Source organism: Catenulispora sp. EB89, from assembly GCF_041261445.1.
Classification (GTDB): Bacteria; Actinomycetota; Actinomycetes; order Streptomycetales; family Catenulisporaceae; genus Catenulispora.
In genome coordinates this window covers 90,853-115,956 of the sequence record NZ_JBGCCU010000003.1, presented here as the reverse complement: position 1 = coordinate 115,956, position 25,104 = coordinate 90,853, and the positions used below count along the sequence as shown (strand labels likewise).

Below are 25,104 nucleotides of genomic sequence, written 5' to 3'. Positions count from 1 at the left end.
CCACTCCCGCCCGGCGCCCAAGCCGAAGTCCGGGCCCAAGCCCGGCGCCGCGCCATCACGAGCACCCCAGCGCCGTGCGCAGCGCCGCCAGGTTGTCGCGCATGATCGAGAAGTAGTCCTGCGTCGAGGGGTCCTTGACGCCCTCGATCGGGTCGAGCACCGCGGCCTTGGTCCCGGTGTCCGCCGCCAGCGTCCGCGCGGTCTTGGGGCTGGCCAGGGTCTCGAAGAAGACCGTGGTCACGCCCTCAGTCTTGATCAGGTGCTGGATCTTCGCGAGGTGGGCCGCGCTCGGCTCGTCGTCCGGCGACAGCCCCGCGATCGGCACCTGGACCAGGCCGTAGCGCTCGGCGAGGTAGCCGAAGGCGGCGTGGCTGGTGACGACGTCCTTGCGCACGCAGTGCGCCAGCCCCGCGCGGTAGTCGGCGTCCAGGGCCGCCAGCCGGCCGTCCAGCGCGGCTTGGTTCGCCTGGTAGTCGGCGGCGTGGGCCGGGTCGATCTGCTGGAGCTTCGCCGAGACCGCGTCGGCGATCTTCGCGAAGTCGACCGGGTCCAGCCAGACGTGCGGGTCGGCGCTGTGCGCGTTGCCCTCGCCGAGGTCGCCGTGGTTCTCCAGGCGCACCACAGTCGCGGTGTCCAGGGCCGCCTTGGGCTTGTTCTGCGCGATCGCGGAGTCCACGGCCGGTTGCAGCCCCTTCTCGTAGATCGCCAGGTCCGCCTTGCTCACCGCGCCGACCTGCGACGGGGTCAGCTCCAGGTCGTGCGGCTCGGCCCCGGGCCTGGTGAGGTTCCGCACGCTCACGTGCCCGCCGCCGATCTGCTCGGCGAGGTACGCGAAGGGGTAGAAGCCGGCCACGACGTCCAGCCGGCCGGTGTCTCCGGAGGACCGGTCCGACTGCTTCACACATCCGCTGAGCACGAGCGCCATCACGAGCACCGTCGCCAGAGCCGACACGGCGGCAGCCGGGCGCCGCAGGCGGCGGGACCCGGCGGTGCGGAACGGCATGGGATCATGGTCGCTGAAAATGAAAATGATTGTCAATTCTCACGATCAGCACACGGGTCGCGGCAGCCCGGGCCGCCCTCGGCGCCGATAGATCCCGATCGACCCGGATCGCCCCCGGCCACGCGCCGAACCATCCGCCGCGCGCCATCCGCCGACGCGTGCCCCACCCCCCGATACCCCCACCGCGACCTGCGCCGGAAACCATTCAGAATCACCCCCGCGGACCCGCTAAGCTGGGCCATCATCCGAAACCCGGCATCCGGCCGGGCTTCGCCACCGTGGATGCGGTGGCAACACGAAAGAGAGCGACTGTGGCCGCCGACAAGATCGAGACCATCGTCCGGCTCGCGAAGAGCCGAGGCTTCGTCTTCCCCTCCAGCGAGATCTACGGCGGTACGCGTGCCGCCTATGACTACGGGCCGCTCGGCGTGGAGCTGAAGGAGAACATCAAGCGCCAGTGGTGGAAGGCCATGGTCACCGGCCGGGAGGACGTCGTCGGCCTGGACTCCTCGGTCATCCTGGCCCGCGAGGTGTGGGAGGCCTCGGGCCACGTCAAGGAGTTCACGGACCCGCTGACCGAGTGCCAGTCCTGTCACAAGCGCTTCCGCGAGGACCACCTCATCGAGGCCTACGAGGCCAAGCACAACCGGGCCCCCGAGCGCGGGCTGGCCGACATCAACTGCCCGAACTGCGGCAACAAGGGCACGTTCACCGAGCCCAAGGTGTTCAACCTGATGCTCCAGACCCACCTGGGCGTCACCATGGACGAGGCGGGCCTGGCCTACCTGCGTCCGGAGACCGCGCAGGGCATCTTCGTGTCCTACAAGACGGTCCGCGACGCCTCCCGCAAGAAGCCGCCGTTCGGCATCGGCCAGATCGGCAAGTCCTTCCGCAACGAGATCACGCCGGGCAACTTCATCTTCCGGACCCGCGAGTTCGAGCAGATGGAGATGGAGTTCTTCGTCAAGCCCGGCGAGGACGAGGAGTGGTTCGAGTACTGGCTCAACGAGCGCTACAACTGGTGGACCGACCTGGGTCTGCGTCCTGAGAACCTGCGGTTCTTCGAGCACCCGACCGAGAAGCTGTCGCACTACTCCAAGCGCACCGTCGACATCGAGTACCGGTTCAACTTCGGCGGCCAGGAGTTCTCCGAGCTCGAGGGCGTCGCCAACCGCACCGACTTCGACCTGTCCACGCACGCCAAGCACTCCGGCGAGGACTTCTCCCAGCTGGAGCAGGAGACCGGCGAGCGCTGGACGCCGTTCGTGGTCGAGCCGGCGGCCGGTGTGAACCGCGGCATGCTCGCGTTCCTGCTCGACGCCTACGCCGAGGACGAGGCCCCGAACGCCAAGGGCCAGATGGAGGTCCGCAAGGTCCTGCGCCTGGACAAGCGCCTGTCCCCGGTCAAGGCCGCGGTCCTGCCGCTGTCCCGCAACGCGGACCTCTCGCCCAAGGCCCGCGACCTGGCGCAGCTGCTGCGGAAGAACTGGAACGTCGAGTTCGACGACGCCGGGGCCATCGGCCGCCGCTACCGCCGCCAGGACGAGATCGGCACGCCGTTCTGCATCACGGTGGACTTCGACACCCTCGAAGACCAGGCCGTGACCGTGCGCGAGCGGGACTCGATGGAGCAGCAGCGGGTCGCCCTGGACCAGGTCGAGGGCTACCTCGCGGCCCGGCTCATCGGGGCCTGAGGCTCGAAGCCTGTTCGAACGCTGAAGGGGTGGGCCCCGCGGGGCCCACCCCTTCAGCGCGTCCGGCGCCGGATGAGCTCAGTGGTGGTGCTTCTCCGAAGGCGGCGGGCACAGCGCCGACGCGTGCGCGATCGACTCCCCGTTCACCTGCCACTGCCCCTTCACCCCGGTCGGCACCATGCTGTACTCCACCCGGTCGCCGAGCGAGTTCTTCGGCTGCAGCTCCTTGCCCGGGGTGTGGGTCAGCACGTTGCCGCGCACCACGCCGGACAGGTCCTGGCAGAAGCCGACGGTGGCCTGCTCGGGGGTGAGGTTCTCCACCACCACCTTGGACAGCACCGCGAAGCCCACCGGCTGCTGCTTGTGGTCGATCCAGTTCTGCGCCCAGGCGTGCGCCTGCTGGTAGCCGGTGCCGGTCCAGTAGCGCTTCAGGTCCGGGGTGCCGGCCTCGGCCGGCTGGTAGGCCGCCACGTAGCCGGCCTTGTACGCCTGGGTCGCGTTCCACAGCACGATGTGGTGCGTCAGGTCCTGGAACGCCGGGGTGGTCGCGTAGAACACGTTGATCGTGTTCGGCAGCTGTATGCCCGGCTTCGGCGGCGCCTTGTGATGCGAACTCGACTCGGTGTTCGGCGTCTGGCCGTTGGCCGCCGGCTGGTTCTCGGTCGACGGCGGCGGCACGTCCGCGGCGTGCGGGTTCGTGTTGCACGCCGAGATCCCGACCGCCATGAAGACCCCCAGTGCGCCGGCCAGCAGGCCGGTCGCCAGTTTGTCGCGCCCGCGCTCCGGCCCCCGCCCCCGCGGGCCGGTCGCTTCCGCACCGCTGCCGTCGGTGCGGTTGGCTCTCACCACTTCTCCACTCACTCTCGCCCACCCGCTGTTCTGCTGTTCCAGCGGTCCCCCCGCCGGTTTCTTAACTCTTTCCTTATGACGTTCAGACTAACGGGCCGGTTGTCCGAAGGCCGACTGGAATATCCGAACGGGTGCTCCGCCGTGCTATGCGATCCTGGAACGGTGACTTCCCCAGACAAACAGAACCTCACTCTGGGCTCCCTGCCCGTTGCGCCGCCCGTGGTGCTCGCGCCGATGGCCGGCATCACCAACGTGGCGTTTCGCCAGCTCTGCCGCGAGCACGGGGCCGGGATCTACGTCTGTGAGATGGTCATGACCCGCGCCCTGGTGGAGCGGAACGAGAAGACCTTGCGGATGGTGAGCTTCGCAAGCGACGAGAAGCCGCGCAGCCTCCAGCTGTACGGAGTGGATCCGGTCACAGTCCGCAAGGCGGTCGAGATGATCGCCGCCGAGGACCTGGCCGACCACGTGGACATGAACTTCGGATGTCCGGTTCCGCGCGTCACCCGCAAGGGCGGCGGCGCGGCCCTGCCCTACAAGCGCCGGCTGTTCGGCCAGATCGTCGAGGCCGCGGTCCAGGCCGCAGCCCCCGCCGGCATCCCGGTCACGGTCAAGATGCGCATCGGCATCGACGACGAGCACCACACCTTCCTGGAGGCCGGCCGCATCGCCCAGGACGCCGGCGCGGCCTGGGTCGCGCTGCACGGCCGCACCGCCGCCCAGCGCTACAGCGGCGAGGCCGACTGGACCGCGATCAAGGCGCTGAAGGACGAGCTGGAGGTCCCGGTCCTGGGCAACGGCGACATCTGGGAGGCCGACGACGCGCTGCGCATGATGAGCCAGACCGGCGCCGACGGCGTGGTGGTCGGGCGGGGCTGCCTTGGGCGGCCGTGGTTGTTCGGGGATCTCGCGGCAGCGTTCGAGGGCCGCAGCGAGCGCAAGCTGCCCGACCTCGGCGAGGTCATGGCCACCATGCGCCGGCACGCCGAACTGCTCGCCTCCTGGCTCGGCACCGAGCGCGAGGGCGTCGTGGACTTCCGCAAGCACGTCGCCTGGTACCTCAAGGGCTTCCCGGTCGGCGGCGACGTGCGCCGGGGCCTGGCGATGGCGTCCTCGCTGGCCGAGCTCGACGGCTTCTTCGCGCAGCTGGACCCGGCCACGCCGTTCCCGACGGACACGCTCGGCAAGCCGCGGGGGCGGACCAACTCTCCGGGCAAGGTCACGCTGCCGTACGGCTGGCTCGACGACCGGGACGACGACACGGTGCCGGCCGGCGCCGAGATGGAGGACTCGGGCGGCTGACACCGCTCGCCGACCCGTCCCGTCGCCGACAGGACAAGCCAGAAAACACAAAAGAGCGCCGGGACCCTCCAGGCGGTCCCGGCGCTCCTCGGCGACCAGGTGGTTCAGCTGTTCTTGATCGCCGAGATCTCCAGCTCCAGCTGGATCTTGTCGCTGACCAGCACGCCGCCGGTCTCCAGCGCGGCGTTCCAGGTCATGCCGAAGTCCTTGCGGCTCACGGTGGTCTTGGCCTCGAAGCCGACGCGCGTGTTGCCGTAGGGGTCCACCGTGGTGCCGAGGAACTCCACGTCGAACTCGACCGGCTTGGTGACGTCCTTGACCGTCAGGTCGCCGTGCAGGACGAAGGTGTCCTCGCCCTTGACGGTGACGCCGGTGGACTTGAACGTCATCTCCGGGAACTTGTCCTGCTCGAAGAAGTCGCCGGACAGCAGGTGGCCGTTGCGCTGCTCGTTGCGGGTGTCGACGCTGGCGACCTTCACCGTGGCCTCGACGCTGCTCTTCTCGGGGTTGGCGCCGTCGATGTGGATCTGGCCCTCGAACTCGTTGAAGCCCCCGCGCACCTTGGTGACCATCGCGTGCCGGGCGATGAAACCGACCGTGCTGTGCGCGACGTCAAAGGTGTAATCGCCGGTCAGGGACGCGTAATCCGTGCTCATAACTCTTCCTCCTGGTGGGCTCGGGCGGGTCCGCGCCGAGCGATCATGGTTGAGGCTTCAACTAACCTATCGCCCCCCACAGCACACCCTGCTGCACTTTCATTCCCGGCGGTTCCCCGTGGCGTCCGCACGGGTGACGTGCGCGGTCCGGGTGAGGCGACTCACAGGAACGAAACGCTTGAATCCGGGTATAGCCCTGGCGAACACGCCCGGCCGACGCGCTACGCTCCGCAGCGTCAGGGCATGCGGCGGGACACCCCCTCAGTCCGTCCCGCCGTCGCCGCGGTGTGTGCCACACAGATCAGTCAGGGAGTATCTGCGTGCCGAAGTTCGTGTACGACTTCACCGAAGGCAACAAGGACCTCAAGGACCTCCTCGGCGGCAAGGGTGCGAACCTCGCCGAGATGACCAACCTCGGGCTGCCGGTCCCTCCCGGCTTCACGATCACCACCGACGCCTGCCGCGTTTACCTGGAGCACGGCCAGGAGCCACCGGAGCTCCGGGAGCAGGTGTCCCAGTACCTCGACGCGCTCGAGGCGAAGATGGGCAAGAAGCTGGGGCAGGCCGACGGACCGCTGCTGGTGTCGGTACGCTCCGGCGCCAAGTTCTCCATGCCCGGGATGATGGACACGGTCCTGAACATCGGACTGAACGACGAGTCGGTGCTGGGGCTGGCCGCCCAGGCCGACGGCGCCGACTCCGACGGAAAGTCGGACCGCTTCGCCTGGGACTCCTACCGGCGGCTCATCCAGATGTTCGGCAAGACCGTCCTCGGCGTCGACGGCGAACACTTCGACGAGGCCCTGGAGGACGTCAAGAAGGCCAAGGGCACGCACAACGACCTCGACCTCACCGCCGAGGACCTGCGCGGCCTGGTCGAGTCCTTCAAGACGATCGTCGAGAAGGAGGCCGGCCGCACCTTCCCGCAGGACCCCCGCGAGCAGATGGACCTGGCGATCCGCGCCGTTTTCGAGTCCTGGAACGGCGAGCGCGCCAAGCTCTACCGCCGCCAGGAGCGCATCCCCAACGACCTGGGCACCGCGGTCAACATCTGCTCGATGGTCTTCGGCAACCTCGGCATGGACTCCGGCACCGGCGTGGCCTTCACCCGCGACCCCGCCTCCGGCCAGACCGGCGTCTACGGCGACTACCTGCAGAACGCGCAGGGCGAGGACGTCGTGGCCGGCATCCGCAACACCGTGCCGCTGCAGGACCTGGAGAACATCGACGCCGCCAGCTACGCCGAGCTCACCGACATCATGGCGAAGCTCGAGCACCACTACCGCGACCTGTGCGACATCGAGTTCACCATCGAGCGCGGCAAGCTGTGGATGCTCCAGACCCGGGTCGGCAAGCGCACCGCCGGCGCCGCGTTCCGGATCGCCGTGCAGCTCGTCGACGAGGGCCTGATCGGCCCGGACGAGGCCGTGGACCGGGTCACCGGCGCGCAGCTGGCGCAGCTGATGTTCCCGCGCTTCGACGACGCTGTGACACAAGGGAAAACAATTCGCAAAGCCGAGATGATCGCCAAGGGCATGAACGCCTCGCCCGGCGCCGCCTCCGGCAAGGCCGTGTTCGACTCCTACACCGCGGTGAAGTGGTCGCGCTCGGGGGAGAAGGTCATCCTGATCCGCCGCGAGACCAACCCCGACGACCTTAACGGCATGATCGCGGCGCAGGGCATCCTCACCTCGCGCGGCGGCAAGACCTCGCATGCCGCCGTCGTCGCCCGCGGCATGGGCAAGACCTGCGTGTGCGGCGCGGAGTCGCTGGACGTGGACACCAAGCGCCGCCGGATGACCGCGCCGAACGGCGTGGTGGTCGAGGAGGGCGACGTCGTGTCCGTGGACGGCACCTCCGGCGCCGTCTACCTCGGCGAGGTCCCGGTCGTCGCCTCCCCGGTCGTGGAGTACTTCGAGGGCCGGCTCGGCGCCGACTCCCCGAAGGCCGACGACCTGGTCAAGGCTGTGCACCGGATCATGACCTGGTCCGACGAGCGCCGCCGGCTCTACGTCCGGGCCAACGCCGACACCCCCGAGGACGCCGCCCGCGCCCGCCGCTTCGGCGCGCAGGGCATCGGCCTGTGCCGTACCGAGCACATGTTCCTGGGCGAGCGGCGCGCGCTGATCGAGCGCCTGATCCTGGCCGAGGACGACGACGAGCGCGAGGCCGCGCTGGCCGAGCTGCTGCCGATGCAGCGCGACGACTTCGTCGCCATCTTCACCGCCATGGGCGGCCTGCCGGTGACGGTGCGCCTGCTCGACCCGCCGCTGCACGAGTTCCTGCCGGACATCACCGAGCTGTCGGTCCGGGTGGCGGTGGCCGAGGCCAAGGGCGAGGAGAACGAGAACGACCTGCGCCTGCTGCAGGCCGTGCACAAGACGCACGAGGCCAACCCGATGCTGGGCCTGCGCGGCGTGCGCCTGGGCCTGGTCATCCCCGGCCTGTTCATGATGCAGGTCCGCGCCATCGCCGAGGCCGCCGCGCAGGTCGCCAAGGCCGGTGGCGTGGCGCGCGTGGAGATCATGGTCCCGCTGGTCGGCGCGGTCCAGGAGCTGGAGATCGTCCGCGACGAGGCCCAGCAGGTCCTGGACGAGGTCAAGGAACGCACCGGCGCCGACGTCCGCTCCCTGATCGGCACCATGATCGAGCTCCCGCGCGCGGCCCTGACCGCCGGCCAGATCGCCGAGGCCGCGCAGTTCTTCTCCTTCGGCACGAACGACCTGACGCAGACCACGTGGGGCTTCTCCCGCGACGACGTGGAGGGTGCGTTCTTCTCGGCGTACCTGGACCGCGGCATCTTCGGCGTCTCCCCGTTCGAGACCCTGGACCGCGAGGGCGTCGGCAGGCTGGTCCAGATCGCTGCCGAGGAGGGCCGCAAGACCCGGCCGGAGCTGAAGCTCGGCGTCTGCGGCGAGCACGGCGGCGACCCGGACTCGGTGCACTTCTTCCACGAGGTGGGGCTGGACTACGTCTCCTGCTCGCCGTTCCGGGTGCCGGTGGCCCGCCTGGAGGCGGCTCGGGCGGCGATCGAGTCGGCGGGGAGCGATTCGCGCTGATCGGTCCGTGGTGATTGGTTCGCGGTGAGGTGAGTACGAACAGGCCGGGTGTCCGCGAGGGCATCCGGCCTGTTGTCATTGATCCGCTCAAGCAGCACCGGCACCCAGTGCTCCCCATACCGCTCCCGCAACTCGGGCCGCCGCCAGTCATCCCCGGTGATCACGCCGCGGCAGAGCCCCGCGCCGCACCGGCAGTCCATCCGGAAGTCCGGCAGCCCCGACGACGTCCCATAGTCGTTCGTCAGCTCCTCGTCGGCCGCGATGTCGCGGCGCGCGACGAGCGTGTACGCGTCGTGCCACCACAGGTTCGGGTCGCAGCTGTGGTTCCCGTAGCCGTTGGGCCGGCGCGGCGGGAGGACCAGGTGGCGGTCCTCGGTCACCGCGATCGTGTCGACGTACGTGTCCGCGGTGCGGAAGATCTCCCGCAGCTCCGCCTCCGTCACCAGGCGCCCGCCGAGCCGGGACACGACGGTCCCGCGCGCGATCGCCGCCTGTGCGAACAGGCCGCGCCCCTCGATCTCCGACTCGCGTACTTCCGCATCGGGGTGCAGCCAGCAGTCCGTGTCGGTCATGCCGACACGGTACTTGTCGGTCCTCCCGCGTAGCCTGACCTCGTGGACGACCGCGTCGATCTCGAAACGCACCGCGCCGAGCTGACGGCCTACTGCTACCGCATGCTCGGCTCCGTCCACGACGCCGAGGACCAGGTCCAGGAGACGCTCCTGCGCGCCTGGAAGGCCCGCGACCGCTACGACCCGGCCAAGGCCTCCGTCCGCACCTGGCTCTACCGCATCGCCACCAACGTCTGCCTCACCGCGCTCGAATCGCGCGGGCGCCGTCCCCTGCCGTCCGGCCTCGGCGCGCCGAGCCGGGACACCGAGGCGCCGCTGCGGCCGGCGCTCGACATCCCGTGGCTGGAGCCCTTCCCCGACGCGCGCTTCGATGCCGACCTGCGGGCCGATCTGCGGCTGGCCTGGGTCGCGGCGGTGCAGGAGCTGCCCGCGCGGCAGCGGGCCGTGCTGGTGTTGCGCGATGTCCTCGACTTTTCCGCCGCCGAGGTCGCTCAGCAGCTCGGGACCACCGTCGCCGCCGTGAACAGCGCTCTGCAACGGGCCCGCGCGACCGTCGACGGGCTCGGCGACGCCGCCGAGGTCCGCGCGGCGCCCGACCCGAGCCGGAACGCGACCGTCGAGCGCTACATCCACGCCTTCGAGGCCGCCGACGTCCCGGCGCTGGTGAAGCTGCTCGCCGACGACGTCGTCATGGAGATGCCGCCGGTCCCGCTCTGGTACCAAGGCCGCGACGACTACGCCCGCTTCATGGAACGCGTCTTCCGCATGCACGGCCCCGGCTGGCGCGCCGTCCCCACCTCGGCGAACGGCCAGCCGGCCCTGGCCGCATACTCCCCGCTCCCCGGCGGCGGCCACAAGGCGCACACGCTCCAGGTCTTCACCGTCGTCGACGACCTGGTCACGGCCAACGTGGTCTTCGCCGACCCGTTCCTGTTCGAGATCTTCGGCCTCGGGCGATGAGTCCGGTCGGTGCCGCCGGTATGTAGAGGCGAGACACCGACCGAGAGGACCCGCCATGACCACCACCCCAGCCCGCTTCCTCGTCTTCTGGGAGCGGCCGTCCGACCCCGAGGCCTTCGAGCGCCACTACCGCGAGATCCACATCCCGCTGGCGCGCAAGATCCCAGGGCTGCGCTCCTACGCCATCACCGACAACCCCCTCCCGGTCCGCGGCGAGCCCTTCTTCCGCATCGCCGAGCTCCGCTGGGACACGATGGAGGACCTGCGCGCCGGCATCGACTCGCCGGAGGCCCGCGCGGTCGCCGACGACGTCGACAAGCTGGCCGTGTACGCGACCTGCCGCAACATGGTCATCGAACCCTTCGAGGAACTGCTCTAGGGCCAGCGACCCGACGACGATCCGACGACGAGCAGAAGCGGCCGCCCGGGGACCCTTCCCAGGCGGCCGCAGCGCGCTCGGCTGAAGGCTGCCGCCACCGGGCGAACGCGGAGTCGTCCACGAGGAACAGGACCGTGCGATGGTTCACGCGGTGTCCGTTACCGTGTCGGCTTTCCGGTCCTCGATGACGAGTTCCCCGGACTTGAGCATGTCGATTCCCACCTGGCGGCGGTGGCGCTTCACCACATCCTCCAGGGCGGCCCGCACGGCTCGCGCTTTGACGGTGGTTCCGAATATCTCCATGACCTCGGCGAGGGTTTCCTCATCATTTCGCGGTCCGGCCGCCGGGCCAGAGTCGCCGCGCCACCGCCGAGTCTTCAGTTTCCGTTGGCCCGCGCGGGTTACCGTGGGGCGGTGACCGATGCCAAGACCGACGCTTACACCGACGCCGACCGGCAGCGGCACCTGCCGGACCACCCCAGCAACAACCGCCGCACCGCGTTCGAGCGGGACCGTGCCCGGGTGCTGCACAGCTCGGCGCTGCGCCGGCTGGCGGCCAAGACCCAGGTGGTGGCGCCGGGCTCGAACGACTCGGCCTTCGGCGCCTACATGGACAGCCCCCGCACTCGGCTCACGCACAGCCTGGAGTGCGCGCAGATCGGTCGCGAGCTGGGCAAGGAACTCGGCGCCGACCCGGATCTGATGGAGACCGCCTGCCTGTCCCACGACCTGGGCCACCCGCCGTTCGGCCACACCGGCGAGGAGGCGCTGGCCCTGGCCGCGGCCGAGTGCGGCGGCTTCGAGGGCAACGCGCAGTCCTTCCGCATCCTGGTCCGGCTGGAGGCCAAGGCGCTGGGCCCGAACGGCGAGCCCGGCGGGCTGAACCTGACCCGGGCCGCGCTGGACGCCGCGACGAAGTACCCGTGGACCCGCGCCGAGGGCCAGGGGCGCGGCACTGGGAAGTTCGGCGTCTACGCCGACGACGAGCCGGTCTTCGAGTGGATGCGCAGCGGCGCCGAGCCCGGCCGGACCTGCTTCGAGGCGCAGGTGATGGACTGGTCCGACGACGTCGCGTACTCGGTCCACGACCTGGAGGACGCCCTGCACGCCGGCCACCTGGTCCCCAAGAACCTGCTGTCGCTGGCCGAGCAGACCGAGCTGTTCGAGCTCACCGAGATCCGCTACGCACCGGGCGCCAGCGCGGCCGAGCTGTCCGAGGCGCTGGGCCGGCTGATGGCCCTGGAGTACTGGCCCGGCGACTACGACGGCTCCTTCGCCGCGCAGGCCGCGCTGAAGAACGCCACCAGCAGCCTGATCGGCCGGTTCTGCCAGTCCGCGGCCGCCGCCACCCGGGACCGGGCCGGCGAGCTGGCTGCCGACGGAGCCACCGGCCCGCTGACCCGTTACGCCGCGGACCTGATCGTCCCGCGTGCGACCCGGCTGGAATGCGCGCTGCTCAAGGCCGTCACCGCGCGCTACGTCATGCAGCGCGACGACGCCCGCGAACGCCGCCGGCTCCAGCGCGAGCTGGTCGCCAGCCTGGTCGAAGGCCTGTCTGCACTGCCGGACCACCTGGAGCCGGCCTTCCGCGCCTGGTACGCCGAGGCCACCGACGACTGCACTCGCCTGCGCGTGGTCGTGGACCAGGTCGCGTCGCTCACCGATGACGCCGCGTACGCCCTGAGCAGGCGAATGGGTACCGTCTGACCACCGCTATAAACTCTGGCTGTGGCTGGACGGATCAATGACGACGACATCGAGCGAGTACGCAAGGCGGCCTCGATCGTCGATGTCGTCGGCGCCGTGGTCCAACTCCGCAACGGCGGCGGCGGGAACCTGAAGGGCCTGTGCCCCTTCCACGACGAGAAGTCGCCGTCCTTCCAGGTCAGCCCGGCCAAGAACTTCTACCACTGCTTCGGCTGCGGCGTCGGCGGCGACGTCATCAAGTTCATGATGGAGTACGACCACCTCACCTTCGCCGAGGCGGTCGAACGGCTGGCGAGTCAGTACAGCATCGAGCTGCGCTACAGCGAGGGCGGCTACACGAAGCAGGGGGAGGGCCGCAGCGAGCGCACCCGGCTGATCGACGCGCACAAGGTCGCCACCGAGTACTTCATCGACCAGCTCTCCACCCCGGCCGCCGTCAAGGCCCGCGAAGTCCTGAGCGCGCGCGGCTTCGACGCCTCCGCGATCGAGCAGTTCCGCGTCGGGTTCGCCCCGGAATCGTGGGAATCGCTGGTCCGCCACCTGCGCGCCCGCGGCTTCACCGACAAGGAGATCCTGACCGGCGGTCTGGCCTCCGAGGGCCGCCGCGGTGCGATGGACCGCTTCCGCAACCGGCTGATGTGGCCGATCGCCGACCTGTCCGGCGACGTCATCGGGTTCGGCGGCCGCCGGCTCACCGACGACCCGGACACTCCGAAGTACCTCAACAGCCCCGAGACGCCGATCTACAAGAAGTCCTCGGTGCTCTACGGCCTGGAGATGGCGCGCAAGGAGATCGTCAAGCAGGAGCGGGCGGTCGTGGTCGAGGGCTACACCGATGTGATGGCCTGCCATCTGGCCGGCGTCCCGACCGCGGTGGCCACCTGCGGCACCGCGTTCGGCGAGGAACACATCAAGATCCTGCGACGGCTGCTGGCCGACCGGAACCAGTTCCTCGGTGTCGAGGTGGTGTTCACCTTCGACGGTGACTCCGCCGGGCAAAAAGCCGCTATGCGCGCTTATCTCGACGAGGACAAGTTCGTCACGCAGACCTTCGTCGCCGTCGAGCCCAGCGGCATGGACCCGTGCGATCTGCGGCTGGCCAAGGGCGACGCGGCGGTGCGCGAGCTGGTCGCCACCCGGACCCGGCTGTTCGAGTTCGTGATCCGCGCCGAGCTGGCCAAGCAGAACCTCGACGAGTCCGAGGGCCGGGTGCACGCGCTGCGCACCACCGCGCCGATCGTGGCGAAGATCCGCGACTCGGCGCTGCGCAACGACTACACGCGCCGGCTCGCCGGCTGGCTCGGGCTCGAAGAGCGGGACGTGCAGGCCACGGTGCGCCGGCTGCTCGCGGCCTCCGGGGTCCGCCCGGAGGTGCCGGTCTCCGGCGGACCGGGCGGCGGCGGCCAGGGCGGCGGCTACGGGTCCTCAGGGGGTCGTGGCGGCGACTGGGGCGACCGCCGCGGGAATCAGGGCTCGAACAACCGGCGCGGCGGTTACGGAGGCGGCCAGGGCGGTTCGGGCGGCCGGGACGGCGGCTACGGCGGCGGTCGCGGTGGCGGCCGGGGCGGCGGCCGTAACGACCGGGGCGGCTTCGGCGGGCGCGACGATCGCGGCGGCTACGGCGACGCTTACGGAGGCGGCGGATACGGCCCCCCGAACCAGGACGGTCTGTTCGGCGCCGAGGCCGCGACCGTTCCGGGACACCGTGATCCGGTCGCCGGCGCCGAGCGCGAAGCGTTGAAGATGGCGTTGCAATTCCCGCAACTGGCCGGCGTCACTTTCGACGGTCTGGCGCCCGAGGAGTTCACCGTTCCCGCGTATGCCGCGGTGTGCGCGGCTGTGCGCGCGGCCGGCGGCTGCACCACCGGCAATGACAACAACTGGACCGGCCGGGTTCAAGATCAGGCCCCTGACGACGCGATCCGCGGCCTGGTCACGGAGCTGACGGTGGAGCCGGTGCACTTCCGCGGCCCGGCCGACGAGCGGTATGTCGCCGAAGTCATGACCAGGGTCCGCATCCACACCGTCGACCGCCGTATCAAGGACGTGAGATCCAAACTGCAGCGGTTGAATCCCGTTACCGGGCAAGAGGAATACAACAAACTCTTCGGTGAACTCGTGGCGTTGGAGCAATACAAGCGTGGCCTGGCGGAAGTCTCATAACGGTCACGGTTTCGTGACCGGCGGGCGACACTGATCTTGGACTGGTTTCCGTTATCTGGGATAGCTCTGCGGCGCGCGGGGTAAGCGTGTGGCGAAGACGTCGCGAACCCCCACCTTGGAGCTTGTCGTGAACAGTGCTGTCGCACAGGGACCGGTGGCCCTCCTCGACACCCTCGCGCCGACCCCCCACCCCACTTCTTCGTCCGTGGCCGAGGCCCGGACCGCTGTCGGTCTGGGCGAGCCGGAAGAGCTCAACCCCTTGCGAGTCCCAGGCCCGGCCGGGCCGGAGATCGCAGAGCTCGAAGCGGTGCTGGAGGAAGAGGCCGAAACCGAGCCGGAGAAGGAAGCCGAGGCGGATTCTAAGGTCAACGCCTGGGCCGACTCCGCCGGACCGGCCGGCGACTTGTTTCGGCAGTATTTGCGGGAAATCGGTCGGGTGCCGCTGCTCAACGCGGTGCTGGAGGTGGAACTCGCGCAGGCCGTCGAGGCCGGCCTGTTCGCCGAGGAGAAGCTGACCTACGAGACCCACCTGAAGCCGCAACTGCGCCGCGAACTGGCGATCCTGGTCCTGGAGGGCCAGGCCGCCAAGCGCCGCCTGATCGAGGCGAACCTGCGGCTGGTGGTGTCGATCGCCAAGCGCTATCTCGGCCGCGGCATGTCGATCCTGGACCTGGTCCAGGAGGGCAACCTCGGGCTGATCCGCGCGGTCGAGAAGTTCGACTACACCCGCGGGTACAAGTTCTCCACCTACGCCACCTGGTGGATCCGGCAGGCGATGAGCCGCGCGCTGGCCGACCAGGCCCGCACCATCCGGGTGCCGGTGCACGTGGTCGAGCTGATGAACCGCGTGGTGCGGCTGCAGCGCCGGCTGTTGCAGGAGAACGGCGTCGAGCCGTCGCCGGACGATATCGCGGAGGTTCTGGGCGTCGCGGTGGAGCGCGTCGTCGAAGTGCTGCGCCTGGCCCAGGAGCCGGTGTCGCTGCACGCGCCGGTCGGCGAGGAGGACGACGTGGCGCTCGGCGACCTCATCGAGGACGCCGACGCGGTCTCCCCGGCCGACTCGGTCGCCGTGGTGATGCTGCGCGAGCACCTGGACGCGCTGCTGTCGACGCTCGGCGAGCGGGAGAAGCGCGTGGTGCAACTGCGCTACGGGCTCACCGACGGCCAGCCGCACACTCTGGAGGAGATCGGCCGCACCTTCGGTGTGACGCGCGAGCGGATCCGGCAGATCGAGGCCAAGACCCTGGCCAAGCTGCGCGGGCACACCTACGCCGATCAGCTGCTTGACTACCTGCGATGACGGTGGGTCACCAACAGGATACTGAATCGCACCGGACCAGCGCCGAACAGGTTGGGCGGGACCTGTTTCCGGCGCGCGGCGCATACGGCATGATCTGGCGTCATGCCGATCGTCGCGGGTATCGATTCCTCGCCCAGCACCACACGAGTCGTCGTCTGCGATGCCCTCAGCGGGAAGGTGATCCGGAAATCGGCGGTGGCCCACCCCGCCGCCGGTGACGACGACCCGCACGAGTGGTGGAACGCGCTCGTGAAGGCCTGCGACGGCGACATCCTGGACGGAGTCCAGGCGGTCGCCGTCTCCGGGCAGCGCCAGGCGCTGGTCGCGCTGGACAACGCCGGGGGAGTGGTGCGCCCGGCGCTGATGTCCACCGACTTCCGCGCCGCCAACTCCGCCGACGACCTCGTCGTCGAGGGCGGTGGCCCGGGCGCCTGGGCCTCGGCGGTCGGCTCGGTGCCGACCGCCGCCTTCCCGATAGCCAAGCTGCGCTGGCTGGCCCAGCGCGAGCCGGAGAACGCCGCGCGGGTGGCGGCCGCGCTCCAGCCGCACGACTGGCTCACCTGGCTGCTGCTCGGCGCCGCCGCCGGGCCGGTCACCGACCGCGGCGAGGCCTCCGGCACCGGCTACTGGTCGCCGTTCTCCAACGACTACCGCACGGCCCTGCTGATCCACGCCTTCGGCCGCGAACTGGCCGTGCCGCGGGTGCTCGGTCCGGTCGAGCCGGCCGGGACCACCAACGCCGGGGTTTTAGTGGCCCCCGGCACCGGCTCGGCGATGGCGCAGGTGCTCGGTCTGTCCGCGGAGCCCGGCGACGTCGTGATCAGCGTCGGCGCCACCGGCACGCTGTTCGCCGGCGGCCTGGAGCGGCCGATCGCCGACCCCGGCGGCACCGTCTCCGGGTTCGCCGACGCCACCGGCGGCTTCCTGGCCATGGCCCGCACCGGCGAGGCGATGCCGACGCTGGAGGCCGCCGCGAAGATGACCGGCGTGGACCTCCAGGGCCTGTCGCGGCTCGCGCTGGAGTCCACCCCCGGCGCGCAGGGCGTGGTCATGGTGCCGCCGATGGCCGGCCAGCCCGGCTCGCTGACCGGGCTGCGGCTGGCCCGGATGACCGCGCCGAACCTGGCGCGCGCGGCGGTGGAGGGGATGCTCTGCGGGATAGCCGAGGGCCTGGACGCGCTGGCCGCGCAGATGGCCGCGGTGGGAACCCCGCTGCGGCGCGTGATACTCACCGGCAAGGGCGCGCGCTTGGACGCGGTGCGGCTGATAGCCCCGGCGATCTTCGGGGTGCCGGTCGCGGTCGCGGTGTCCGGCTCGTTCGAGGACGGCCCCGGCGGCGGCCTGACGTCCACCGGCGTGTTCGCGGCCCTGGACGCCACCGGCGTGCCGCGGCCTGGCTCGGGCCGGCCCACCGGCGCCGTGATGCTCGGCGGCAGCGAGATCATGGCGATCGGCGCGGCCCGGCAGGCGGCGTGGGTGCTGGCGGCGTCCACGGCGCCCGGCGGCGAGGCGCCCAAGGCCCCGCCGACGTGGAACGAGGCGGTGATGTTCAAGGACTCGCCGAACGTGAAGGCCGGCATCGGGGCCGGAGTGCGGGCTCAGTATGCCGGGGCACGGGAGGCGATGCTGGCGTCCATGGAGAGTCTCGCCACCCCGGCTGCCGCAGGAAGTACCGTCCCGGCGGGGGCGCTGCCGCAGTAGCCTGCGCTCTCCGTGTGAGGACACACCAGGGGGCGCAATGCGTAGGTGGGGAGCGGTCGGCCGCGGTGGATCGGCGGCCACGCTGATACTGGGCTTGTCATTGGCGGGGTGTTCCGCGAGCGGGACCGTGAGCGCCATCGGGAAACCCTCGAGCAGTACCGCGCCGACCAGCGGAGGTCCCAGCACTTCGGCCGCGCCGACGCAGCAGTCGGGGGTGCCGGACAGCCCGACCACGTCGTCGGCCCCGCCGGACGCCACCGTGTCCCAGGACGACGCCGCCGCGGTGCTGAAGATCTATCAGACCGAGAACAACACCGCCAACGCCTCCCTGGACACCACCGCCATCGCGAAGGCCGAGACCGGATCGCTGCTGGCCCTGGACCAGTGCAACATGGTCTACGACCAGGGCGCCGGCGGGAGCCGGGCCAAGCAGGACGAGACAGCGATCTCCCTGACGAATCCGACGTTCTACCCAGTGCGCGCCGCCGACTATCCGCGGGCGTTCTTCGCCATCGCGACAGGCGTCCAGTCCGGCGAAGCCAACACCTCGGTCCTGATCCACTTCACGCAGGACACGTCCGGCGCGCCCTGGCTGGTGGACTTCGACGTGACGCTCTTGTCGGGCCAGCAGTGGCCGGCGTTCGCCGTCGACTCCGGCGGCGTGCTGGACGACTCCGCGACGCACCTGGACCAGCTGCCGTTGAGCACGGTGGACCTGGCGGCCGCCGACCGGACCGTGCTCGCCGACAACAACGCGGGCCAGCCCGGCTCGCCGTTCCTCAGCGACGACGCGACGAACGCCGAGCAGAAGTGGATCACGAACGAGGGCGGCAGCGAGCCCGGCGCCACCTCGTCGTTGACGGTGACCACGGACCTCAAGCCGCCTCCGACGTACATCCCGCTCAAGAACGGAGGGGAGCTGGCGCTGTACGGGACCCGGACAGCGGTGCGCACGGCGGAATCGGGGCACACGTTCACGTTCAGCAACCAGGGGTGGGCCAAGGTGGCCGGGGCCGACAGCATGGCCGGGGGCTTCACCGCGGAGGCGGTGTGGATGGCGGCCGCGATCGATCCGCCGGACAAGTCGGCGAAGATTCAGAAGATCGCTTACAACGGCGGGTTGGTCTCGGTGCACAACTGACGGCAGGGGAGTGGCGGCGCTCGTGATCCGGTCGTACCCGCCGAACCACAGAGCCGGCCCCGCGCGAACGGGGCCGGCTCCGCTGTTCCTCAACTCAGGATCCTGATCCGTGTCGGATCAGGCATCCGTCGTGTGGCTGCCCGCCTGCCTCAGCCCGACATCGCGCAGCCGTTGGCTGAGTTGCTCCACGTCGGCTGCATGGCGAAGCTGCCGGTGGACAGGCTGATCGAACCGAGGTTGTACCAGGCGCACAAATCGCCGGTCTCTTCGCCGTCGCTGGCGACCCAGCCCGAGGAGGGCTGCGGGTCGGTCATCGACTCGGCGTACTCGTGGCCTTCCACGATGCTGAAGCCGTCGAGCTGGTTGGCGACGCTGTTCGCGCCGCAGCTGCTGCCGGCGTCCAGGACGTACGGCATGTTGGTGTAGGACACCGTGCCGTCGTAGTCGTGCCACGCGCAGAAACCGGAGTTCGGGAAGCCGTCGGGGTTGGTCCCGGAGGGGCTCAGCACCACGATCTGGGTGTCGCCGGTCGGGGTGATCCCGAAGTGCGACACGCCGTTCTCCGCCTCGGCGGCGATGTCCGACTGCGCCGCGGACTGCGGGGCCGCGCTGCCGTCGTCCACCCAGGTGCCGGCCAGCACGGCGCCGCCGAAGGTCGGGCCCGAGCCGGAGTTGTCGGTGTACTGGCTGGTGACCGTCGACCAGGAGTCCGAGCCGGTGCCCAGGCCGCTGAACAGGTTCTGCATGTAGCTCTCGACGCCGTTGGAGTCACTGTCCCACTGGGAACCCCAGAAGACGAGGTACACCTGGACGTTGTGCTGCACGGGGCCGCCGCCGTAGTTCAGCGGACCGCCGGTGCCGCCGGACTCGGGGGAGAAGGTGTGGACCCGAGAGGCCGTCGACGCTGTCGACGTCGACCGCATCGGGACGATGCCGAACCGGCCGTGCGGTTGCGGCTTGTGGTGCTTGGCCAGCGGTGCCGCCGCGTGCGGCGCCGAGGCCGATGCCGTTCCGCCGCCCAAGGCGGCCAGGCCCGCGGCCAGCGCGAGCGCGCCGACCACGGCCATGCCCCGGCGAAGCCGGCGCGGAGCGAGGTTCCGTTCACTCATTTCCCAGTACTCCATTCCGTCGCACCTGGAAGCACGCGGGCAGGGGTGGGCCCGCGGACTGGTGGCGACTGTGGGGGAATCCGGGCGGAGCGGGATGGTCCGCCCGGCGGAGCAGTGGGATCAGTGACTTGATGTCAGGTCGCTGAACCCACTGCGACGGAACCTAGCGCCGACCGCTGGAGCGGTCGAGGAATAACCGGGTCAAAGATGTCAAGAGCGAGTAAAGGTCCGTCCATTGCGTCCATCCAGTCACACCAGTCACTTGCGTCACATGCCCGCGGGGGTGGCGCGAAGGGAGCCCGTGAGCAGCGCGTGAGAGAACAAGGGCAGGAGGGGGGATTCGGCAAGGGGGCCCGCGTCGGGGATGCTTGACCCCATGCCCACCTCGCTCAAGGTCACCTTCACCGGCGGCGGCGACACCGCCCTGGCCGCCCGTCTGGAGCTCCCCGACGGCGCCGAGCCCCGCGCGTACGCGATCTTCGCCCACTGCTTCACCTGCGGCAAGGACGCCGTCGCGGCCTCCCGGATCGCCCGGGCCCTGACCGATCACGGCATCGCCGTCCTGCGCTTCGACTTCACCGGCCTGGGCCAGTCCGGCGGCGACTTCGGCAACACCGGCTTCAGCTCCAACGTGCAGGACCTGGTCGCCGCCGCGGACTACCTGCGCGCCGAGCACGCCGCCCCGAGCCTGCTGGTCGGCCACTCCCTCGGCGGCGCGGCGGTCCTGGCGGCCCGGCACCTCGTCCCCGAGGTGCGCGCGGTGGCGACGATCGGCGCGCCGGCCGACCCCTCGCACATCGCGCACCTGCTGCGCGATGCCCGCGACACCATCGAGCGCGAGGGCGAGGCGACGGTCTCCCTGGGCGGCCGCGATTTCTGCGTCCGGCGCAGCTTCCTCGCCGACATCGCCGACCAGCCGCAGGCCGAGCGCATCCGCGAGCTGAAGGCCGCGCTGCTGGTCATGCACTCCCCGCAGGACGAGGTGGTCGGCGTCGACAACGCCCGGCGCATCTTCGACACCGCGCGGCATCCGAAGTCGTTCGTCTCCCTGGACGGCGCCGACCACCTGCTGACCCGCCGTCCCGACGCGCAGTACGCCGCGTCGGTGCTCGCGGCGTGGGCCTCGCGCTACCTTCCCGTGCCGGACTTTTCCCCTGAAGCGCAACAGGCCGTCTTCGAGGCGCAGCAGGACACCGCGGTCATCGTCACCGAGACCGGAACCGGGCCCTTGCAGCAGCTGATCACCGCCGGACGCCACCGCCTCGTCGCTGACGAACCGGTCCCGGTCGGCGGCGACACCGGCCCGAACCCCTACGACCTCCTGCTCGCCGCGTTGGGCGCCTGCACCTCGATGACCTTGCGGATGTACGCGGAGCGCAAGAACCTGCCGCTGGAGAAGGTGACGGTCGCCTTGCGCCACGACCGGATCCACGCCAAGGACTGCGAGGAGTGCGAGAGCACCGCCGGATTCATCGACCGCATCGATCGCGTGATCCGGCTCGAGGGTCCGCTGACGCAGGAACAGCGGGCCCGGCTTCAGGAGATCGCGGACAAGTGCCCGGTGCACCGGACGCTGACGTCCGAAACCGTCATCCACACCTCGCTCCACAGCGATGATCAAGCCCTGACCGGCGAAGAGTAACGAATCAAGGCCCTGTCGCCTCTGGTATCTCTGGAGGCGGCAGTTCGTCGTCTCCGGACCCGGAGGTAGAACGACGATGCTCTCGAAGACCAGGTCGATAACAGCGCTCGCCGCGGCGGGCGCGCTGGCCGTGATGACGGCCGGCGGCGCGCAGGCCGCGGCCGGCTGGCAGCAGGAGCCGGTGCCGGTCCCGTCCGGCAACATCGCCGCGCTGACGGCCGTCGCGCCGCACGTCACGTGGGCCGCCGGATTCGAGGTGACGTCGACCGGCGGCAAGACCGAGCGGCTCAACCCGGTGGTGCTCTCCCGCGACGACCGCACCGGCCAGGGCTGGCAGCGCGTGGCGACGCCGGGCGACACGGTGAGCTCGCGGGCGAACGCCATCTCCGCGCATGGCTTGGACGACGTGTGGGTCGTCGGGGACAACGACTCCGGCAACCCTGTCGTCTACGGCGCCCCGATCTTCACCGAGCACTGGGACGGCCATGCCTGGAAGACCGCGTCGGCCCCCGTGCCCTCCGACACGCTCGCGGCCAGTCTGCTCGGTGTCAGCACTCTGAATCAGCACGACGCGTGGGCCGTCGGTGCCGTGCAGCGGGTCGACGGGAACGTGTCCACCGGCGAGAGCATGATCGAGTACTGGGACGGATCGTCCTGGCAGGCGGTCAAGCTGCCCGTCGACCCCGCCGCCGCCTACCTGTCCTCGATCAGCGCGAGCGGCCCGAACGATGTGTGGGCGGCCGGCTCCCTGAACCAGCAGATGGTGATCCTGCACTTCGACGGCAGGACCTGGTCCCGGGTGCCGAACCTGCCGACGGCCGCCGGCGGCTCCGAGTTCGACACGATCGCGGCCGACGGCCCGAACGACGTCTGGGCCGCCGGAGACAGCGGCACCGCCTCCGGCCCGCTGGTCGAGCACTTCGACGGGCACCGCTGGACCCAGGTCGCGGCTCCCGGCACCGGCGAGATCTTCGCCGTCACCAAAACGCGCTCCGGCACAGCCTTCATCGGCTACACCCGGAACACCGGCGCGCCCTACGGCGAGGCGTACGACGGCCGGACCTGGACCGATCTGAACCTGCCGGCGCTCGGTGTGTTCGACTCGCCCTACGGCGCGGTCGCGGACGACGGCACGCTCACGGTGTCCGGGGCCTACGACACAACGGACGGCGCCATGCACCCGCTGATGGTCAGCCGCCCGTACAACTACTGAAGGCAGTCGGCGCCCCGCTGATTGCGTCCTGACGCTTTCGCCCGCGGCCTCGCATGCTCCCGGGTCGGCGTGATCCAATGGTGGAACGGCCGCCGACTCGGGAGGAGATCCCATGGACTGCGACGAGTTCGTCGAACTGGTCACGGACTTCCTCGAAGGCGCCCTGCCCGACGCCGACGAAGCCCGCTTCGTCGAGCACCTGACCGCCTGCGACGGCTGCGAGACCTATCTCGCGCAGTTCCGTCAGACCATCGACACCCTCGGTGGGCTGCCCGCGGATTCGATTTCCGGCGAGGCACGGGACAAGCTCCTCAGCGCTTTCCGCGGGTTCCACCGCGGGGCGTGAGCCCGGTTCAGCCCCGGCCGCAGTCCCGGAGCGTCGGCCTCGCGGCCTCGGCCGCGTGCCGCGTGGGACGCCGCGGCCGGGTGCTCGCGCCGCTGTGCCGCTGGGGCTCGACCGGGGCGAAGTACGTCTCCAACCGCGTGCGCACCGCGGCCCGCGCCCGGTGCAGGATCACGCGCTGGTTCCCCGGGGAGATGTTCAGCAGGTGGCAGACCTCGTCGGAGGTGTAGCCCTCCACGTCCCGCAGCGCCACCACCACCCGATGCCGATCCGGCAGCGCCGCCAGCGCCTCGCCGACGACCCGCCGCGCTTCGCCGTGCAGGGCCTCGCTCTCCGGCGAGGCCCAGGCCTGCGGCTTCTGGCCCGGATTCCAGTGCCCCGGATACGCGTCGGTGTCGGGCCGGAAGCGCGACGGATCCACCGACGGCCCCTCGTCCTCCGGCAGCAGGCTGCTGAACGGCAGCGTCCGGCTCTCCTTGGCGCCGCGTCCCTTGGCGATGTTCACCAGGATCCGGAACACCCACGTCTTCAGCGACGAACGGCTCTCGAAGCGGTCGATGCCCTGTATGACCCCGAGCCAGGACTCCTGCACGACCTCCTCGGCGGAGTCCCCGGTCGAGACGAACGAGCGCGCCAGCCGCAGCATCGACGGCGACCACGCGTCCAACACCAAGCGGAAGGCCGCCTCGTCCCCGACGCGCAAGCGGGCGACGAGCTCGGCGTCCGGCGGTAGCCGGGACGGATCCCCCACGACGACTCCCTGCGGCTGCGTTCTGCGTTCTGCGGTCTGGCGAAGGAAACAGTAGCCCGTTCCGGCCCGGTTCCATGATCAGTTCCTCGACTCGTAAGGACTCTCAAGTCGGCGGCCTGTAACGCCTGGCCCGGAAACGGAACTGCACATGTGTGCGGACCTGAGTCCGCCGCATCTGTATGAACCGCGAACGAGGAGTGCACCCCGTCATGTCCAAGATTTCCCGTCGCACGAGCCTGTCCATAGCAGCACTCACCTTCGGCGGCGCGGCCATCGCGCTGACCGCCGCCCCGGCGAACGCGGCCACCTCGGCCCCTGCCGCCGCCGCTCACATCGCCAACGGCTCCGACGCCGTCTTCGTGCAGACCGACAACACCTCCGGCAACCAGGTGGCCGCCTACCAGCGCGCCGCCGACGGCACCCTGACCCTGGCCCACACCTACGACACCGGCGGCCTCGGCGGCATCCTCACCGGCAGCGCCGTCGACCACACCGCCTCGCAGGGCGCGCTGACCTACGACGCCGCGCACCACCTGCTCTACGCGGTCAACGCGGGCAGCAACACGGTCTCGGTGTTCGCCGTCCACGGTGCCGGGCTCACGCTGGTCCAGGTCGTCTCCTCCGGCGGCGCGTTCCCGGTGAGCGTCGCAGTGCACGGAGACGTCGTCTACGTGCTCAACGCCGAGGACGGCGCGAGCGTCCAGGGCTACCAGGTGTCGTACGGCCGGCTCGAGCTCAGGAAGGACTGGAACCGTCCGCTCGGCCTGGACGCCACCGGCACGCCGCAGTTCACCCACACCCCGGGCCAGGTCGGCTTCACCGGCGACGGCCGGCAGCTGGTCGTGACCACCAAGGCCGCGAGCAACGACGTGCTCGTCTACCGCCTCGGCTTCGACGGCGCCCCGGCGCACACCCCGACCGTCAACGCCTTCCCCGGCACCGTGCCCTTCGCCTTCGTCGCCACCGGCCGCCACGAGATCGCCCTCGTCCAGGCCGGCGCCGGCGCGGTCGTGAGCTACCGGGTCGCCGCCGACGGCACGCTGACGCAGCAGTCCTCCTACGCCACCGGCCAGGCGGCGACGTGCTGGATCGCCCGCGACGGCGACCTGCTGTTCGCCTCCAACGCCGGCAGCGCTACCGAGACCGGCATCCGCCTCGGTCGGGGCGGCGCCCTGACCGGCCTCGGCAACACCGCCACCGACGGAGGCACCGTCGACGCCGCGGCCGCCGGCCACAACCTCTACGTCCAGACCGGCGCCAAGGGCATCGTGGACGAGTACTCGGTCGCGCCCGACGGCTCGCTGACCGCGATCGGCTCGGTCACGGTGGCCGGCGGGGCCGGCGGCGAGGGAATCGCAGTGGGCTGATCCGGTACTCCGAGCCCGGGGTCACGGACCTGGAGCTCGGTGCCCGCTCGCAAGGACTGATCGCGGACCGTGGGGTTTCCCCGCGGTCCGCGATCGCGCGGCCGCCATGCCGCCCGCGGTGACGTCGTCAGACGCGAGAGCGGGGACGGCCACCCCACTTGGGCCGTCCCCGCCGCTTGGATCCGCGCTGTGG

Annotated in this window: 21 protein-coding genes; 14 read left to right on the top strand and 7 right to left on the bottom strand. The window is 70.6% G+C overall.

Annotated features, from left to right (window positions below):
* Nucleotides 1–55: 55 nt before the first annotated feature.
* Entirely contained in the window at nt 56–1,003 is a 948-nt protein-coding gene (locus ABH920_RS07420; RefSeq protein ID WP_370348114.1) for a metal ABC transporter substrate-binding protein, read from the bottom strand.
* A 311-nt stretch (nt 1,004–1,314) separates the two neighbouring features.
* Here ABH920_RS07420 and ABH920_RS07415 point away from each other — a divergent pair, with 311 nt between their 5' ends.
* The gene (locus tag ABH920_RS07415) at nt 1,315–2,697 is read left to right on the top strand and encodes a glycine--tRNA ligase (protein WP_370348113.1); all 1,383 of its coding nucleotides are present in this window, start codon (nt 1,315–1,317) and stop codon (nt 2,695–2,697) included.
* Between the two features lie 78 nt (nt 2,698–2,775).
* Here the strand turns inward: ABH920_RS07415 and ABH920_RS07410 are convergent, their stop codons facing one another.
* A complete protein-coding gene (locus ABH920_RS07410; RefSeq protein WP_370348112.1) occupies nt 2,776–3,543 on the bottom strand; it encodes a hypothetical protein in 768 nt (255 codons plus the stop codon).
* A gap of 165 nt (nt 3,544–3,708) precedes the next feature.
* Here ABH920_RS07410 and dusB point away from each other — a divergent pair, with 165 nt between their 5' ends.
* The gene (gene dusB, locus ABH920_RS07405; protein ID WP_370348111.1) at nt 3,709–4,848 is read left to right on the top strand and encodes a tRNA dihydrouridine synthase DusB; all 1,140 of its coding nucleotides are present in this window, start codon (nt 3,709–3,711) and stop codon (nt 4,846–4,848) included.
* Between the two features lie 104 nt (nt 4,849–4,952).
* Here the strand turns inward: dusB and ABH920_RS07400 are convergent, their stop codons facing one another.
* Nucleotides 4,953–5,504 (bottom strand): YceI family protein, encoded by a 552-nt coding sequence (locus ABH920_RS07400; protein ID WP_370348110.1) that lies wholly within the window; start codon nt 5,502–5,504, stop codon nt 4,953–4,955.
* 320 nt (nt 5,505–5,824) lie between these two features.
* Here ABH920_RS07400 and ppdK point away from each other — a divergent pair, with 320 nt between their 5' ends.
* Complete coding sequence (ppdK, locus tag ABH920_RS07395; protein ID WP_370348109.1) at nt 5,825–8,563, top strand: pyruvate, phosphate dikinase; 2,739 nt, start codon at nt 5,825–5,827, stop codon at nt 8,561–8,563.
* On the opposite strand, the gene ABH920_RS07390 is transcribed toward ppdK, so the two are convergent.
* Nucleotides 8,473–9,135, bottom strand: coding sequence for an SET domain-containing protein (locus ABH920_RS07390; RefSeq protein ID WP_370348108.1), 663 nt, complete (start codon nt 9,133–9,135; stop codon nt 8,473–8,475). The genes ppdK and ABH920_RS07390 overlap by 91 nt on opposite strands.
* 102 nt (nt 9,136–9,237) lie before the next feature.
* On the opposite strand from ABH920_RS07390, the gene ABH920_RS07385 reads away from it, so the two are divergent.
* Complete coding sequence (locus ABH920_RS07385; RefSeq protein WP_370348551.1) at nt 9,238–10,095, top strand: sigma-70 family RNA polymerase sigma factor; 858 nt, start codon at nt 9,238–9,240, stop codon at nt 10,093–10,095.
* Between the two features lie 55 nt (nt 10,096–10,150).
* A complete protein-coding gene (locus ABH920_RS07380) occupies nt 10,151–10,474 on the top strand; it encodes an EthD family reductase (RefSeq protein WP_370348107.1) in 324 nt (107 codons plus the stop codon).
* Between the two features lie 144 nt (nt 10,475–10,618).
* Here the strand turns inward: ABH920_RS07380 and ABH920_RS07375 are convergent, their stop codons facing one another.
* Nucleotides 10,619–10,777, bottom strand: a complete 159-nt coding sequence (locus ABH920_RS07375; protein ID WP_370348106.1) for a hypothetical protein — start codon at nt 10,775–10,777, stop codon at nt 10,619–10,621.
* Nucleotides 10,778–10,888: 111 nt separating this feature from the next.
* Between ABH920_RS07375 and ABH920_RS07370 the strand changes: the two genes are divergently transcribed.
* The 5 genes from ABH920_RS07370 to ABH920_RS07350 all read left to right on the top strand — a co-directional run bounded on the left by ABH920_RS07370 (nt 10,889) and on the right by ABH920_RS07350 (nt 18,486).
* Entirely contained in the window at nt 10,889–12,181 is a 1,293-nt protein-coding gene (locus ABH920_RS07370; protein WP_370348105.1) for a deoxyguanosinetriphosphate triphosphohydrolase, read from the top strand.
* A gap of 21 nt (nt 12,182–12,202) precedes the next feature.
* On the top strand, nt 12,203–14,344 hold the full coding sequence (gene dnaG / locus ABH920_RS07365; RefSeq protein ID WP_370348104.1) for a DNA primase: 2,142 nt from the start codon (nt 12,203–12,205) through the stop codon (nt 14,342–14,344).
* A gap of 127 nt (nt 14,345–14,471) precedes the next feature.
* Nucleotides 14,472–15,644 carry an RNA polymerase sigma factor gene (locus ABH920_RS07360; protein ID WP_370348103.1) on the top strand — a complete coding sequence of 391 codons (1,173 nt, stop codon included), beginning with the start codon at nt 14,472–14,474 and terminating at the stop codon, nt 15,642–15,644.
* Between the two features lie 102 nt (nt 15,645–15,746).
* Nucleotides 15,747–17,345: an FGGY family carbohydrate kinase gene (locus ABH920_RS07355; protein WP_370348102.1), complete on the top strand. Its 1,599-nt coding sequence runs from the start codon at nt 15,747–15,749 to the stop codon at nt 17,343–17,345.
* 127 nt (nt 17,346–17,472) lie between these two features.
* A complete protein-coding gene (locus tag ABH920_RS07350) occupies nt 17,473–18,486 on the top strand; it encodes a hypothetical protein (protein WP_370348101.1) in 1,014 nt (337 codons plus the stop codon).
* Nucleotides 18,487–18,635: 149 nt separating this feature from the next.
* Here the strand turns inward: ABH920_RS07350 and ABH920_RS07345 are convergent, their stop codons facing one another.
* Nucleotides 18,636–19,595, bottom strand: coding sequence for a hypothetical protein (locus ABH920_RS07345; protein ID WP_370348100.1), 960 nt, complete (start codon nt 19,593–19,595; stop codon nt 18,636–18,638).
* Nucleotides 19,596–19,971: 376 nt separating this feature from the next.
* Between ABH920_RS07345 and ABH920_RS07340 the strand changes: the two genes are divergently transcribed.
* The 3 genes from ABH920_RS07340 to ABH920_RS07330 all read left to right on the top strand — a co-directional run bounded on the left by ABH920_RS07340 (nt 19,972) and on the right by ABH920_RS07330 (nt 22,796).
* Nucleotides 19,972–21,237 carry an alpha/beta fold hydrolase gene (locus ABH920_RS07340; protein ID WP_370348099.1) on the top strand — a complete coding sequence of 422 codons (1,266 nt, stop codon included), beginning with the start codon at nt 19,972–19,974 and terminating at the stop codon, nt 21,235–21,237.
* A gap of 76 nt (nt 21,238–21,313) precedes the next feature.
* Nucleotides 21,314–22,450 (top strand): hypothetical protein, encoded by a 1,137-nt coding sequence (locus ABH920_RS07335; RefSeq protein WP_370348098.1) that lies wholly within the window; start codon nt 21,314–21,316, stop codon nt 22,448–22,450.
* A gap of 112 nt (nt 22,451–22,562) precedes the next feature.
* The gene (locus ABH920_RS07330; protein WP_370348097.1) at nt 22,563–22,796 is read left to right on the top strand and encodes an anti-sigma factor; all 234 of its coding nucleotides are present in this window, start codon (nt 22,563–22,565) and stop codon (nt 22,794–22,796) included.
* Between the two features lie 7 nt (nt 22,797–22,803).
* Here the strand turns inward: ABH920_RS07330 and ABH920_RS07325 are convergent, their stop codons facing one another.
* Nucleotides 22,804–23,544, bottom strand: a complete 741-nt coding sequence (locus ABH920_RS07325) for an RNA polymerase sigma factor (RefSeq protein ID WP_370348096.1) — start codon at nt 23,542–23,544, stop codon at nt 22,804–22,806.
* 209 nt (nt 23,545–23,753) lie between these two features.
* Here ABH920_RS07325 and ABH920_RS07320 point away from each other — a divergent pair, with 209 nt between their 5' ends.
* Nucleotides 23,754–24,911 carry a beta-propeller fold lactonase family protein gene (locus ABH920_RS07320; protein ID WP_370348095.1) on the top strand — a complete coding sequence of 386 codons (1,158 nt, stop codon included), beginning with the start codon at nt 23,754–23,756 and terminating at the stop codon, nt 24,909–24,911.
* The last annotated feature ends 193 nt before the right edge of the window (nt 24,912–25,104 follow it).

Excerpts from the sequence above, each read along its gene's own strand:
- ABH920_RS07345 (WP_370348100.1), bottom strand. The coding sequence starts at position 19,595 with ATGAGTGAACGGAACCTCGCTCCGCGCCGGCTTCGCCGGGGCATGGCC.
- ABH920_RS07390 (WP_370348108.1), bottom strand. The coding sequence starts at position 9,135 with ATGACCGACACGGACTGCTGGCTGCACCCCGATGCGGAAGTACGCGAG.
- ABH920_RS07385 (WP_370348551.1), top strand. The coding sequence starts at position 9,238 with ATGCTCGGCTCCGTCCACGACGCCGAGGACCAGGTCCAGGAGACGCTC.
- ABH920_RS07340 (WP_370348099.1), top strand. The coding sequence starts at position 19,972 with ATGCCCACCTCGCTCAAGGTCACCTTCACCGGCGGCGGCGACACCGCC.
- ABH920_RS07375 (WP_370348106.1), bottom strand. The coding sequence starts at position 10,777 with ATGGAGATATTCGGAACCACCGTCAAAGCGCGAGCCGTGCGGGCCGCC.
- ABH920_RS07335 (WP_370348098.1), top strand. The coding sequence starts at position 21,314 with ATGCTCTCGAAGACCAGGTCGATAACAGCGCTCGCCGCGGCGGGCGCG.
- ABH920_RS07400 (WP_370348110.1), bottom strand. The coding sequence starts at position 5,504 with ATGAGCACGGATTACGCGTCCCTGACCGGCGATTACACCTTTGACGTC.
- ABH920_RS07380 (WP_370348107.1), top strand. The coding sequence starts at position 10,151 with ATGACCACCACCCCAGCCCGCTTCCTCGTCTTCTGGGAGCGGCCGTCC.
- ABH920_RS07355 (WP_370348102.1), top strand. The coding sequence starts at position 15,747 with ATGCCGATCGTCGCGGGTATCGATTCCTCGCCCAGCACCACACGAGTC.
- ABH920_RS07420 (WP_370348114.1), bottom strand. The coding sequence starts at position 1,003 with ATGCCGTTCCGCACCGCCGGGTCCCGCCGCCTGCGGCGCCCGGCTGCC.
- ABH920_RS07320 (WP_370348095.1), top strand. The coding sequence starts at position 23,754 with ATGTCCAAGATTTCCCGTCGCACGAGCCTGTCCATAGCAGCACTCACC.
- ABH920_RS07330 (WP_370348097.1), top strand. The coding sequence starts at position 22,563 with ATGGACTGCGACGAGTTCGTCGAACTGGTCACGGACTTCCTCGAAGGC.